General features: G+C 66.9%; 12 protein-coding genes and 2 pseudogenes. 9 read left to right on the top strand and 5 right to left on the bottom strand.

All coding sequences use genetic code 11. The features are described from left to right. Positions 1-43: 43 nt before the first annotated feature. The gene (locus ACZ8ZB_RS00070) at positions 44-325 is read right to left on the bottom strand and encodes a hypothetical protein (RefSeq protein ID WP_470735660.1); all 282 of its coding nucleotides are present in this window, start codon (positions 323-325) and stop codon (positions 44-46) included. Between the two features lie 444 nt (positions 326-769). On the opposite strand from ACZ8ZB_RS00070, the pseudogene ACZ8ZB_RS00065 reads away from it, so the two are divergent. Next, positions 770-1,129: pseudogene (locus tag ACZ8ZB_RS00065) on the top strand (IS6 family transposase); the annotation flags it as partial. A 172-nt stretch (positions 1,130-1,301) separates the two neighbouring features. Beyond that, positions 1,302-1,913, top strand: a complete 612-nt coding sequence (locus tag ACZ8ZB_RS00060; protein ID WP_470735659.1) for a DinB family protein — start codon at positions 1,302-1,304, stop codon at positions 1,911-1,913. 69 nt (positions 1,914-1,982) lie between these two features. On the opposite strand, the gene istB is transcribed toward ACZ8ZB_RS00060, so the two are convergent. Next, positions 1,983-2,780, bottom strand: a complete 798-nt coding sequence (gene istB / locus ACZ8ZB_RS00055; protein ID WP_470735658.1) for an IS21-like element helper ATPase IstB — start codon at positions 2,778-2,780, stop codon at positions 1,983-1,985. Then, on the bottom strand, positions 2,777-4,417 hold the full coding sequence (gene istA, locus ACZ8ZB_RS00050; RefSeq protein ID WP_470735657.1) for an IS21 family transposase: 1,641 nt from the start codon (positions 4,415-4,417) through the stop codon (positions 2,777-2,779). Before istA ends, istB begins: the two co-directional genes overlap by 4 nt. 84 nt (positions 4,418-4,501) lie before the next feature. Between istA and ACZ8ZB_RS00045 the strand changes: the two genes are divergently transcribed. After that, positions 4,502-5,008: a hypothetical protein gene (locus ACZ8ZB_RS00045; protein ID WP_470735656.1), complete on the top strand. Its 507-nt coding sequence runs from the start codon at positions 4,502-4,504 to the stop codon at positions 5,006-5,008. 275 nt (positions 5,009-5,283) lie between these two features. Here ACZ8ZB_RS00045 and ACZ8ZB_RS00040 read toward each other — a convergent pair whose 3' ends face one another. After that, positions 5,284-6,012 carry an NUDIX hydrolase gene (locus ACZ8ZB_RS00040; protein ID WP_470735655.1) on the bottom strand — a complete coding sequence of 243 codons (729 nt, stop codon included), beginning with the start codon at positions 6,010-6,012 and terminating at the stop codon, positions 5,284-5,286. 85 nt (positions 6,013-6,097) lie between these two features. On the opposite strand from ACZ8ZB_RS00040, the gene ACZ8ZB_RS00035 reads away from it, so the two are divergent. The 3 genes from ACZ8ZB_RS00035 to ACZ8ZB_RS00025 all read left to right on the top strand — a co-directional run bounded on the left by ACZ8ZB_RS00035 (position 6,098) and on the right by ACZ8ZB_RS00025 (position 9,457). Further along, complete coding sequence (locus tag ACZ8ZB_RS00035) at positions 6,098-7,834, top strand: hypothetical protein (protein WP_470735654.1); 1,737 nt, start codon at positions 6,098-6,100, stop codon at positions 7,832-7,834. Further along, positions 7,831-8,730 carry a 5'-methylthioadenosine/S-adenosylhomocysteine nucleosidase family protein gene (locus tag ACZ8ZB_RS00030; RefSeq protein WP_470735653.1) on the top strand — a complete coding sequence of 300 codons (900 nt, stop codon included), beginning with the start codon at positions 7,831-7,833 and terminating at the stop codon, positions 8,728-8,730. The genes ACZ8ZB_RS00035 and ACZ8ZB_RS00030 overlap by 4 nt, the downstream gene beginning before the upstream one ends. Positions 8,731-8,791: 61 nt before the next feature. Beyond that, positions 8,792-9,457 carry a hypothetical protein gene (locus ACZ8ZB_RS00025; protein WP_470735652.1) on the top strand — a complete coding sequence of 222 codons (666 nt, stop codon included), beginning with the start codon at positions 8,792-8,794 and terminating at the stop codon, positions 9,455-9,457. Between the two features lie 189 nt (positions 9,458-9,646). On the opposite strand, the pseudogene ACZ8ZB_RS00020 reads toward ACZ8ZB_RS00025, so the two are convergent. Continuing rightward, positions 9,647-10,300: pseudogene (locus tag ACZ8ZB_RS00020) on the bottom strand (IS3 family transposase); the annotation flags it as partial. A 178-nt stretch (positions 10,301-10,478) separates the two neighbouring features. Here ACZ8ZB_RS00020 and ACZ8ZB_RS00015 point away from each other — a divergent pair. The 3 genes from ACZ8ZB_RS00015 (at position 10,479) to ACZ8ZB_RS00005 (ending at position 12,896) form a co-directional block, all read left to right on the top strand. Then, positions 10,479-11,192, top strand: coding sequence for a transposase (locus ACZ8ZB_RS00015; RefSeq protein WP_470735651.1), 714 nt, complete (start codon positions 10,479-10,481; stop codon positions 11,190-11,192). Positions 11,193-11,210: 18 nt separating this feature from the next. Further along, positions 11,211-12,019, top strand: a protein-coding gene (locus ACZ8ZB_RS00010) for an IS5 family transposase (protein WP_470735650.1) whose coding sequence is annotated in 2 segments (ribosomal slippage) — positions 11,211-11,567 and positions 11,570-12,019 — 807 coding nt in all. Because the reading frame shifts where the segments join, the coding sequence is not laid out codon by codon here. Positions 12,020-12,078: 59 nt separating this feature from the next. Next, positions 12,079-12,896 (top strand): IS5 family transposase gene (locus tag ACZ8ZB_RS00005; RefSeq protein WP_470735649.1). Its coding sequence is split into 2 segments (ribosomal slippage): positions 12,079-12,426 and positions 12,429-12,896, totalling 816 coding nucleotides; the frame shifts between segments, so codons are not numbered across the junction. Positions 12,897-13,414: the final 518 nt, after the last annotated feature.

Genomic DNA, 13,414 nt, shown 5'->3' with positions numbered 1-13,414 from the left:
GGCGTCCAGTGAGTCCACCACCCGGGTGCTGGCGTCATCGCGGTCAGCCGAGTCCGGTGACCCTGGCAAGGATCGCCTCGGCCCGCAGGAGTACAGGCCGGTCGATCATCTCCCCAGCATGTGATGTCGCGGATCCGTCCTGGCCGGCCTGGAGAACGGACTGGGCCCAGGTGGCCAAGTAGGGCGACGGGGTGAACGCGTCGTTGACGGTGGTGACCTGGCGGGGATGGACGCAGAGTTTGCCGGTGAAGCCGAGCGTCACCGCATGCCGCAGGTCGGTGTCGAGGGTGTCCGCGCAGTTGAGCGTGGTGGTGACCCCGCCCACGGGGCGCCACACCCCGCAGCCGCGGCGGCGATCACCAGTTCCGAGCACGCGTGACGCAGGACTTCTCTGGAGTGGTGGTCCACGTGGAGCTGCGCCGTCGGGTCCACGCTGCCGAACGCAGGGCCTACGACGCTCGATACCCGGCAGAGACGCACTCCGAGGGCCGTCTCGACGAGTGGAATCAGCGGCATGTCACCGCCCAGGGCGGCGCCTGCCTCCCACAACAGGCCCGCATCCTCGACCTTGGACGCCATCACGGCCAGTGCTCGCCCGGCCGCGGCGGCGAAGTCGCTGCAGTGCCAGGGGAGGCTGAAGCGTTGACACGCCCGGTCAGGCGCCTTGGTGGAGCTGCAGCCGTCGAATGCGACCGTTCGCCAGCATCGATAGCGGCACCTGGCTGGATTCTCTCGTCGGGGCATTGTCACGTTGGTTGACCGGCCTGAGATGATCTTGAAGTTGATCGTGCCGGGGAGGGGATCGCTCGTGTCGTCCGCGCCGCCGTTGCACAAGGGTCACCGGTACCCGGTGGAGATCATCGCGTACTGCGTGTGGCTGTACCACCGTTTCCCGCTCGGCTTCCGCGAGGTCGAGGAGTTGATGCCGAAGCGCGATGTGCTCGTCTTCCACGAGACCATCCGGCGGTGGTGCCTGAAGTTCGGGCAGTCCTACGCCAACGCACTGCGCCGCCGACGTTTTCGCCCGGGGGGCAAATGGCACCTGGACGAGGTCTTCGTGAGAATCAACGGAGAGCACAAGTACCTGTGGCGGGCGGTGGACGCCGACGGGACCGTGCTGGACTGGCTTCGTTGATGTCTAGGAACAGCGTTTGTCGGTGGGTTGCGGAGGCAGTTGCTGACCAAGCGGCTCGCGAATGTTGAGGAGAAACGACGGCGCATGTCCTGTTCGCTCGTTGCGTGAGGCGATCTGGTTCGCCGCCAGTCGTGGACACAGATCATGCGCCCGGCAGACTTGCCCCATGACCGCATCAGATCCCAAGGCTGATCTTCACTTTTATCTGCAGTCCGCCCGTGATGCCCTGCTATGGAAGCTCGAAGGGCTCTCGGAGTACGACCTCCGTCGTCCGTCGACGCCGACCGGCACCAACCTTCTCGGCCTGGTGAAGCACGCGGCGAGCGTGGAGCTGGGCTATCTCGGCGACACCTTCGGACGGCCGTCCGGTGAACCGCTGCTCTGGCTAGAAGACGGTGCCGAGCCCAACGCGGATATGTGGGTTACCGCCGACGAGCCACGCGAGTACATCGTTGAGCTCTACCGCCGAGCGTGGGCCCACGCGGACGCGACGCTCGACGCGCTGGCGCTGGACACGATCGGCAAGGTGCCGTGGTGGCCCAGCGGTAAGGACGAGGTGACGTTGCACCACGCCGTGGTGCGCGTGATCGCTGACACGCACCGGCACGCCGGTCACGCCGACATCATTCGGGAGCTCATGGATGGTGCCGTGGGGATGAACAAGGGCAACGACAGCATGGCGCCCGGCGACTCGGCGTGGTGGGAGAACCATCGGAACCGGCTGGAGCATGCAGCTCAGGAAGCCGACCGACGCGCAGCTTCGGATCAGATCAGCTGAGACAGTTTGAGACGAGATGTGCAGCCGCCTGCCAGGGCGGCTGCACATCGAGGTAGGTAGCGGCAGCGGTCAGCCGGCCTTGGCGGGCTCCTCGGTTCGTGCTCGGGTGCTGGCGAGGCGGTAGGAGTCGGTGCCGGTTTCGATGATGGTGCCGTTGAAGGTGAGGCGGTCGACGATGGCCGCGCAGAGGCGGGGGTCGGTGAAGGTCTTGGTCCAGCCGCCGAAGGACTCGTTGGAGGCGATGGCGACGCTGTTCTTTTCCTCGCGTTCGGTCAAAACTTGGAAGAGGAGTTCGGCTCCGTGCCGGTCGAGTTCCATGTAGCCGAGCTCGTCGATGCAGAGGAGGTCGACGCGTCCGTAGCGGGCAATGGTCTTGTTCAGCTGCTTCTCGTCGGCAGCTTCGACCAGCTCGTTCACGAGCTTGGTGGCCAGCGTGTAGCGGACGCGGTAGCCCTTCATCGCGGCCTCGGTGCCCAGGGCGATGAGCATGTGGGACTTGCCGGTGCCGGAGTCGCCAATCAAGCAGAGAGGCTGGCTCTTCTTGATCCACTCGCAGCTGGCGAGCGTGTGGATGGTGGCCGGGTCGATGTTGGGGTTGGCGTCGAAGTCGAATGCCCGCAGGGACTTCTCCCGCGGAAAGCCGGCCGCCTTGATCCGTCGTTCCGAACGGCGCCGGGCCCGGTCGTCGCACTCGGCCATCAGCAGCTCGGCGAGGAAGCCGCGGTAGGTCATCTGGTCCTTCATCGCCCGGTCGGCGATCTCGGTGAACTCGTTGCGGATCGACGGCAGCCGCAGCATGCGGCAGGCGGTGTCGATGGCGGCGTCGGCGGCCTGCTCGGTCAAACCACGCTGGCGGGGCAGAGTCACTGCGCTTCTCCCTCTGGGTGGTCACCGCCGCTGGCGCGACGACGTCGGAGCAACTGGTCATAGGGGGTCACCGACGGCAGGGGCCTGGTGTCCGGCGGGAGGTGGGACAGCTTCCACTCGTGCAGGGACGTCACGTTCGTCGGCGATGTGCCGGGCAGCGGCCGGCTTGCCAGGTCGGGTTCGGCCTCGGCCTGGGCGGCCTTGCGGGCCTCCAGGGCGACTGCGTCGGCGGTCATCGCCCCGGCGCGCAGAGCTGCGGCCAGACCGGCGACGATGTGCTCGTGCGGCAGGTGCCGTCCCAGCAGCAGGACCTCGATCAGGGCTCGGGTGCCGTCCCGCTCGCCGTGGACCTCCTGAGCCTGAGCCCACCAGGCATCGTGGACGGGGGTGAACTTGCCCGCTGAGCGGGCTTGCTCCAGGGCGGTGGAGCCGGGGAACGCGCCGGGCTTGCGGACCAGGACCTCCAGGTAGTGATCCAGCTTCAGGCGGACGGCGCCCTTGGCGATCAGCCTCTCGTGCCGGGCCACTTCCACGTTCTGGTCGTAAACCACCAGGTGAGAGGCGTGCAGGACGACCCGCACCCGTTTGCCGATCAGCCGGATCGGCACCGAATAGCGGTTGGTGCGGACCGGGATCTGGCCGTAGCGGTCGACCCGCGGGGTGAACAGCCGCCCTGTCTCGAACGGCTCCTCGGGCAACGGCATCAGCAGCGGCTGCTCGAGTGCGAAGCACTCGGCGACGGTCTTGGACCGGGCGCCGATGCGGCGTGCGTCGTCCTGCCGGTCCCACTGTTCGACCATCTCGTTCAGCTCCGCGAGCGAAGAGACCTCGGGGACGGGAACGAAGTGGTTGCGGCGGAAGAATCCGATCTGTCCCTCGACGCCGCCCTTCTCGTGGGCGCCTTCGATGCCCGGACGGCAGTAGAAGCTCTCGATGCCGAAGTGCGACTTGAAGGCGATCCGCCGGTCGGCCTCCACCCTGGCCCGGCTGAGGCCCAGTACCCGTGCGACGGCGGCCTTGAGGTTGTCGTAGCGGACCTTGCTCCGCGGGACCCCGCCCAGCGTCCGCAGCGCGTGGACGTGGCCTTCGAAGAAGGCTTCCTGGCCGCAGGAGGCGAACACCCGGTGGACGGCCTTGCCCGAATACGACAAGTGGAACGAGAACAAGTAGCAGGTCACCAGCTCGCCGGCGAGACGGATCGTCACGTCGCCGAAGTCGACTTCCGCCTCGTGCCCGGGCTGGTGGGTCTGCGGGACGAACGCCTCCAGCGGGGCCTTGCCGGACTCGACCAGGATTTCCGGCTTCCGGGCGGCAACGTAGTAGCGGACCATCCCGTAGGAGACGTCCGCCCCGTGCTCGTCGACCAGGCGGTGAAAGATGCGGGTGACGGTGTGCCGCTGCTTGCGCGGCGCATCCAGATCTCCGCGGAGGATGCCGTCAATCACCGGCTTGTACGGGTCCAGAGCGGTCGCCCGGGGCGGCAGCTTCTTCCGAGGCTCAGGCCAGGCCGAATCCAATGCCCTGCGAACCGTCCGCCACGTCACGCCGTGCTTGCGCTCGAGCTCCCGCATCGACATGCCGCCGCGGTGGTCACGCCGGATCGCCGCGTACAGCTCGACCTTCGACAACTGCGGCATGACCAGCACCTTTCACCAGGAGCATCCCGATGCTGCCCTGGCAAGAGACCCGGTGCCTCCCAAACTCATCAACACCACCCGCCCGTGGAACGGGGCGCCTCCCAAACTCATCGACAAGCGACGTCACTACTGCTCGATAAAGCCAAGGCGCCACTGCTGAAGACATCGCCGCCCGCGAGGGCCTGGACCTGGCGGCCGACCTGGCCGCAGCCGCCGGCGCACCATCCGCGCCGCCGCGTCCCGGCGGCGCTCGGAGGGGGACACCGACGCGAGAACCAGCGCGCGCCGGAGGACTACGCCTTCGAGGTGCTCAGCCGCCGTGCAGGACACCTGCGGCGGTCCGAACGGCGGGACCTGGCGCGGGCCTGGACCCGACTGGGACTGTGGCCCGCGGAGCTGGAGGCATGGGTCGGTGCCGTCGGCGTCAACGGCGCCGCGATCGCCCAGGGCTGCCTCACGGCGGGCATCCCAGTGTCCCCGATGGACATCACCCTGGACGGCATGCGCGTCAAGCAGCGCCTGCGGGGCGGAGAGCCGGTCTTCTCCGTCCTGGCCCGCGCCACAGCCTGCGGGCGCTCACTGTCCGACTGACCCGCAAGGGGTCGCGCGGGGTACCGCCCCGGGAACGGCGCTGAGAGACGGGTGCCGGTGACCGGCGCGGTACACGGTCGACAACATCGAGGCCGAGTGCTCCCCACACGCGTGGGGGTGTGGCTCACCTCCTGGTTCTCCGCTGCCGCGTTCAACGTTCTCGGGCGCGGGTGACTCGATTCCGCTCGGCCTTGGAGTCCGCCGTGCGGTGCCGGTGCACCCTCAGCCCGGTGAGCGCATCCCACGGTTGATCGCCTCTCGTGACCGGAGCCGCCTCAGCCTCGCTGACCGGACGTTGCAGCGCGCAGCAGGGGCGGGTTGAGCAGCCATGCGTGTCCACGGCGGTAGAGGGCGGCCGGACGCCCGGTAGGGGGCAGCCACTGATCTCCCGTCGGCTGCACGAATCCTGTGGTGTTGAGTACCTTGCGGCGGAAGTTGCTCGGATCCAATGGCTGGCCCCAGATCACTTCGTACACCGTGCGGAGATCTCTGAGTGTGAACGTCTCCCTGCAGAAGGCCGTGGCGACAGCGGTGTACTCGAGCTTCCTGCGGACCTCTTCCAGCGCCTCGCTCAGAATCGCCTGATGGTCGAATGCCAGGCGGAGCGTGCCGTCCTCCAGGTGCGCGGCGGGGGCCCAGAAGGCGCGTGCGGCATCAGTCCCGCCGACGGGTGTCGGCAGGTCCGGTCCCAGTGCGAGGTAGGCGACGGTCACGACTCTGCCTCTCGGGTCACGCCCGGGATCCGCGTAGGTGCCGAGCTGCTCCAGGTGCAGTCGGCTGCCGTCGATACCGGCCTCTTCGGCCAGCTCGCGCAGGGCTCCATCATGGAGGGTCTCGTTCTTCTGGACGTAGCCTCCGGGCATCGCGGACATGCCGTTGAAGGGGTCCAGGCCGCGCTCGATCAGGAGCACCATCAGCTGGTGGTCTCTGAGGGTGAAGATCGCAAGGTCCACGGTCAGCCACGAGGGTCCGACCTCGTCTGAATCTTTCAGCCAGTCGTCCACCCGCACCCCTAAAGGTCTCATTGACTTAAACTCCGCCGACACTTATGGTCACAGCAACCATAACTGTAGAAGCCGAGGGCAGGACATGACCACTTCCCACGCGCCACCAGCACAGGAGACAGCGCTCGAACCCACGGCCGCCACCCGCCATCTGTGCGCCGGCGTGTATGTGGACGAACGCTTCCGCGACCTTGTGATCGACGAAGTCTGCACCGCGCCGCACCGCAGGGTCGCCCCGTCCTACGGCTTCGACATCGTCCCCGTCATGCATCACGCGTGGCGCGCCGCCGCGCTCAGCGCGCTCCCTCGTACCACGGTCCTCGCTGCAGTAGTCGGACCCGTCCTCACCGGAGCCGTTCCCGCGGCCATCCTCATCGCCTGCGGCTTGGGCCTGTTGTTGCTGCTCCGTCTCGCCACACTGCTTCAAGGAATCGACCGCCAGCCGATGCCAGCCCACAAGTCCAGGCGCCGTGGCTTAGGCGGCCCGTTACGGGCCCACCGCTACCTCCTCAGGTTCCTCCTTCCGCGCGTCACGACGGGCAAAGCAGTCGCCTTCCGGCGGGTCACCACGGCCGCGCTGTGGCTGGCCCTGACCGTCCTGGTCATCGCCCTGGTCTATCCGCGGCAGGCGCTGACGGCACTCCTCCTGGCCGCGGCGATCACACTCGTCTACCTGGCCGTGGGAGCCACACGCCAGCTGATCCTCAACCGCATCCTGCGTACCCCTGCGCTGCGTCCCGCCCGCCTGTCGGGCCGACAGCGTGCAGCGGACCGCCAGCAGCATCACATGTGCGCCGTGTACCGCCGCCCCCGGCACAGCGACGACGAGGATGACGACCTCACCAGGTTCACGCTCTTCGGTGACCGGTCACCGTTCATCGGAGCCGGTGAGCTCGTCTACCAGTGGAATCCGCCGATGAGTATTCAGTTGCTGCGGCCCGACACCGACGATGAGCCGCTGCACGAGCGTGAGCACTCGGTGCCACCTTTCCAGGCACACGAACTCGTCGAGCACCTACGCGAAGCCGTCCTGCCACTGAACATCGACAGCCGCGACGTCCGGCTGCCGGCAGAGGTCCGGGACCGCGTCTACGTCGCCGAGACGGATGTCGCGGTGGACCGATCGCTGCTTCCGCACCACTTCACCCGAAGTGAACTGCGTTCCATCATCAACACTCCGGAATCGAAGCAGCACCACTTCCTTGAGGTCACGACCGCCGCCGACGGGGCCGAATTCGTTGCGACCGTCCTGCTACACGTCAGCTTGCAGGGACGAACCCTGAACCTGTCCACTGCGGCATGCGTGCTCGCGCACACACCACGCTCCTTCCAGCGAGCTGAAGAGTTCGGCCACCATGGCGGCGCAGCCGTCATATGGGCGGCCTTCAACGAACTGGCCTCGCTTCCCTCCGACATCCAGCACTCATGGCGGATCTTCCGTTACCTCTACGCGCTGGCAAAGGCCGCCGTCCTGCCCTGCGACCTCACCACGACGCCGATCCGCAACATCCTCATTGGCAGCCGCGTCAGCATACGAGAGGAATCGTCGCAGGCCTGGACCAAGGTACAGCTCGAGAAGAGCGACATCCTCGGACGGATGAAAACCATAGAGCAGCGGCTTTTGAGCGCCGCCAGTGACTTCCTGCAGGGCAAGGACGTCGACACATCCGTCTTCAAGGACCGAGCACTCAAAATCATCAACAGCGGCATCTTCAACTTCGGCGACAACAACAGCTTCACCAACAACGCAGTAGGCGAGGCGGCTCATGTCAGCGTCGCTGCGAACCAGCCCGCACAGCCCGACAACGGAGCAGCCCCATGACCAACAACCGAGGCATCATCAGCCACGGCAGCAACAACCACTTCAGCAACATCGCGATCGGAGCGAACGCTCAAGCCTCCGGCCCGGCGCCCCAGCGCTCCGCCGAGCCGGCCGTCGAGGAGGACGCCGGGTGGGACCTCGGGATCGTCACCATCCTCAGTGAGGAACTCCGCTCCGTTATCGACGAGTTAAAGCTTCACCGGCACAAGATGCCAAACGGCCTGTATTTCTACCAGGGCGAACACAATGTCCCCGGTGCCACCTTACGCGTCGTGGCCACACAGACACAAAGCCAGGGACAGCGGTCCACCATGGCCGCCCTGGAAAACCTCCGACGCCACTACAACCCCCGGCTGTGGGCCCTCGTCGGCATCGGAGGCGGTATCCATGATGACCACGCCCGTATCGGCAACGTCATCGTCTCCACCGACGTCGTCTACTACGAAAGCCGCAAGATCAACCCGCTGGGAGACACTCGCCGCCGCGGTGAACACCGGCAAGCACCCGCGCAGGTCGTTCACGCCGTGAACGCCTACTTCACCGACCACGGGACGCCAGCGCGCATCGACGGCCAGATGACCGAACACGCCAGCGACCAGTACGAGGTATACCCCGGAGTCATCGGGTCCGGCGAAGCCGTTATCGCCGACCGAGCCAGTGACGTTCGAACCTACCTCACCACTTACCACGAAAAGGTCCTGGCCGTGGATATGGAAGCCGGCGGTCTCAGCCAGTACTGGCAGGAGAACTCAGTCCACGGCACAGAGAACCCTGGCTGGGTCGTCATCCGCGGGGTCTCCGACAACGCCGACGAAGAGAAGGGCCACCGTCACCACGAACTTGCCGCCAGAAACGCCGCCCACGTCCTGAGCCAATTACTGCCCTACCTCTGCTGACCCAGCTCCGCGCACCGCGAGCACCGCCTAAGGAGACAACTCCCACCACCGGAGTCTCAGCATGAACGCCTTCTTGCTCGGCATACTCAGCTCCCTCGTCACGAGCGCCCTCCTGCTCGCCCTCAGCTTCCTGCGCGCCTCACGCCCGCTGTGGTGGCTCACCGCCGTCTGCTCCCGGTTCACCGGCACCGGACTGCGCCGCGTCTACCGCCGCCAAGCCGCCGCAGAACAGAACATGAGCCAGGACCTCGTCCGGGCCCGCTGGGTCAAAGTCATGGCGGGACGCGGCAACATCCTCACGCGCGAAGCCTTCGCCCCACTGTGGTCTGGCGACCTCGCGCCCGCATCCATCCAGATCCTGCTCCCCGACCCGGACACACCACACGACTCCTGGCTCGACCGCCGCTCCCACGACGTCGCCCGCTTCGACCCAGGCTTCACCCCTGACCTGCTCAGGAACCAGGTCCGAGCCAACATCAACTACCTCGCCCGGGCTGCTCGCACACAACGCAACATCCAACTGCACAGCTACAACCTCCCCCACACATGCCGCGTCATTGCCACCGACAAGGTCGCCTACCTCACCTTCTACAGCGACAACGCGCACGGCAGGAACTCGCCCTGCCTGTACGCACGAGCCCCCGGCCTCCTCTACACCATCGCCCTCCAACAATTCGACACAGCGTGGGCGAACAGCGATCAGACCCTCACCACACCGCATAACTGACTGCCCCACCCCGGCACGGGGCCCGTGCCTGGTTGTTTCCCCACGTGGGTGGGGGTCCGCCTCAGCGAACGCGGTCAACCGGCTGTTGAGCAGCGAGCGGGCGCGGGTCGAACACGGCTTCGTGGACTTGGACGGGGCTCCGGGGCAACCGGCATGATGAGGTTGATCCCCGGGAGTGGCCACCGGGTTTCATGCGACGAGTGACAGCGTACGTGACGTGATCAGTTGCTGTTCGAACTCGGCTGGTGTGAGGTAGCCGAGCGCGGAGTGTCGACGGCGCCGGTTGTAGTACGACAGCCAGCGGAACAGCTCCAGCCGGGTCTGGGCCTTCGAGGTCCAGCGGCGGCCATGGAGCAATTCGCTTTTGAGGCCCTGGAAGAACGACTCGGCGAGGGCATTGTCATAGCTCGAGCCGACCCGGTCCATGCTGCGGCGGATGCCGTGCCGGCGGCAGACCTCGGCGAAGGCGGCCGCGCTGTACTGGGCGTCTCTGTCGGTGTGGAAAACGACGCCGTGGACCCGGCCGCCGCGGGCGGCCACAGCCATTTCGATCGCGTCGGTGACCAGGGAGGTGCGCATGTGGTCGGCGATCGACCAGCCCACCACCTTCCTCGAGCAGCTGTCGATCACCGTGGCGAGGTAGAGCCACTTCGCGCCGACGGCTATGTAAGTGATGTCGCCGCACCACCTGATGTCCAGCGTGTCCGCGGTGAAGTCGCGCATCACCAGGTCCGGCGCGGGCGGCGCGGTCCTGTCCGCAATCGTCGTCCGCTTCTTCTTCCGCAGGTGCCGCCCGACGATGTGGTTGACCCGCACCAACCGGGTGTGTCGACGTTCAAGTTTTTCCCCAGGTTGGGCGGTTTGAGCGTCACGTAATTACCCATCCCGAATTCTCCTAATTGGCCATGGGTAGCGCGGAGGTCGGGATCGAGGGACCTGGTCGTCGCGGAGCTGCTCATGTTCCTCGTCCCGTGGTTCGGATGGCCGATGGGCAGCCCGGATGGCGAGGAGAACGTTCGTCGTGGTCGACATCACCGAGATCTACGTCCACTGGTACGCGGGCCGCTCGAAGAGCGAGCTGGCCGCGTCGCTGGGGGTGGACCGCAAGACGGTCAGGAAGTATCTGGCCCCGGCGGAAGCGGCCGGGATCAGCCCGGGCGGTCCGCCGATGAGCGAGGCCGACTGGTCGAAGCTGATCAAGGAGTGGTTCCCCGGGCTCATCGACAGACGGCTCAGGCAGGTGACCTGGCCGGACATCGACCAGCACCGCGACTACATCAAGAGCCTGCTCGGGACGGTGACCGTCTCGACGATCCACCAGCGGCTGCGTGACGAGCACAAGCTGCAGGTGTCGATCTCCTCGTTCCGTCGCTGGGTGCACGCGACGCTTCCGGACGAGGTGGCGAAGTCGCAGGTCACCGTGTTGCGCGAGGACATCGAGCCCGGTTCGGAGGCCCAGATCGACTACGGCTTCCTCGGGCCGTGGATCGATCCGCGGACCGGGAAACGCCACCGGGTCTGGGCGTTCGTGATGGTGCTGCCGTGCTCGCGGCACATGTTCGTCCGGCCGGTGCTGCACCTGGACCAGCACTCATGGACGGAAGCGCACGTCGCGGCCTTCCGCTACTTCGGCGGCGTCCCGCGCCGGCTCGTCCCGGACAACCTGAAGACCGGCGTCGACAAGCCTGACCTCTACGACCCGAAGATCAATAAGACGCTGTTTCTGATGGCGTGATCGTTCGTTGAGCAGTGCATGGCGGATCTGGTGGAGCGGTTGGTGCCGGACGAGTTGTGGACGCTGTTTCGGCGGGTGGTCCCGCCGACGGAGGTCATACGTCCGCAGGGCGGCGGGCGACGGCGGGCCGGTGACCGCGAATGCCTGGCAGCGATCATCTTCGTGGCCACCTCGGGCTGCACCTGGCGGCGGCTGCCGCCGGTGTTCGGGCCGGCCTGGCCCACCGTCTACCGGCGCTTCGCCCAGTGGAGCCAGGCCAGGGTGTGGGCCAGGCTCCACCGGGTCGTCCTCGACGAACTCGGTGCGCGGGGCGAGCTGGACTGGTCGCGGTGCGCGATCGATTCGGTCAGCGTCCGGGCGGCAAAAGGGGGCCTCCAACCGGACCGAATCCGACCGACCGTGGCAAGAGCGGATCTAAAATCCACCTCATCACCGACCGGAACGGCGTGCCGCTGTCGCTGGGCATCTCCGGCGCGAACATGCACGACAGCCTTGGCCTGCAGCCGCTCGTGCGCGGGATTCCGCCCATCCGCTCCCGCCGCGGACCGCGCCGCCGGCGTCCTGCCAAGCTCCACGCCGACAAGGGCTACGACTACGACCACCTGCGGAAATGGCTTCGCGAGCGTCGCATCCGCCACCGCATCGCCCGCAAGGGCATCGAGTCTTCCACCCGGCTGGGCCGACACCGCTGGGTCGTCGAAAGAACGGTCTCCTGGCTGGCCGGCTGCCGCTGCCTGCACCGCCGCTACGAACGCAAGGCCGAACACTTCCTCGCCTTCGTCGGCATAGCCGCAGCCCTCATCGCCCACCGCCGACTCACCAAGTGAAACAACGTCTAAGAGGGTGTCTCACGTGGTGTGAGGTTGATGCGGCATGATGTTTTGCCATGGGTGTTGGTTTGTCGCAGCGGTTGGTTCCTGACGAACTCTGGTCGCTCGTCGCACCGTTGCTGCCTTCGTTCGCTTCCCGTCCGCAGGGAGGCGGTACGGCTCCGGTTGATGAGCGGGCCGTGTTCACGGCTGTGGTGTACGTGCTGACCAGCGGCTGTGCCTGGCGGCATCTGCCGGAGACGTTCGGCGTCTCGCCGGCCCCCGCGCACCGCCGGTTTTCCGCATGGACCAGGGACGGGCTGTGGCGGCGGCTGCACCAGGCTGTTCTGGACGAGCTCGGCGTCCGCGGCGAGGTGGACTGGACCTCGGCCATCGTGGACGCGGCCTCCGTCCGCGCGAAAAGGGGGGATCGCTGACCGGGCGCAATCCGGTCGACCGGGGCAAGAGGGGCAGCAAGCTCCACGTCCTGTCCGACGCCCAGGGCCTCCCTCTCGCTCTTGGCGTCTCCGGCGCGAACGTCCATGGCAGCCAGGCGCTGCTGCCGCTGGTCCTGGGCATCCCCGCCATCCGCTCCCGGCGCGGTCCGCGAAGGCGCCGCCCCGGCAGACTCCGCGCGGACAAGGCGTACCACTCCGCCGACAGGCTGAAGTGGCTGCGCGAGCGGGGCATCGTCCCGCGCATCGCCAGGCCCGGCATCGAGTCCAGCGAACGGCTCGGCCGGCACCGCTGGAAGATCGAACGGTCGATCTCGTGGCTTTTCGGCTACCGCCGCCTGACCGTCCGATACGAGCGAAAGGGCAGCCACTTCCTGGCCTTCCTCGGACTCGCGGCGACCCTGACCTGCTACAAGAAGCTCGCAAAACTCACCACGTGAGACACCCTCTAAGTGGTGGGCCGGATGCCGATGTTAGGTGCTGTATGTGGAGTGCTCAGGAGGTGGCCCGGGACCAGGTCCGGCGCCAGGCAGACGGCCTCGGTATCGCTGCCGTGGCGTTTCCTTTTCCCGCGTCCGTGATCATTCCCCAGCCAAAGAGGGTTGGGGCTGTCACCTATTCCTACCAACTGTACATGCTGCATCAATCTGATGTAGCGCTGACCGGAACCCAGCCCGAACGAGCGACCCCCATCCTCGCAGCCAGCCTGGCCCGCGAAAGCGGGCCCAACGGTCCTAGAGGCGCAGCCGGAAGGACCGTCAGGCGGGGGAGCGCAGCGGACCCGTCGACCCCTGGTCGGAGCGAAGCGCAGGCCAGAAGTGGGACGAAGTCCCGCCGGGCCGGGAGCGCAGCGGACGGCCCGTCAACTCGCTGGCGCGCCAGCGCTCACGCGGAGCGTGAGCGCAACCCCCATGCGCAGCACGGGGGTTCGCTTCTTCGGGCGCAGCCCGAAGGAGAC

It is taken from the genome of Streptomyces sp. 12E (genome assembly GCF_055633275.1).
The sequence above is the reverse complement of the archived record's forward strand: the minus strand, read 5'-3'. Positions and strand labels throughout refer to the sequence as shown.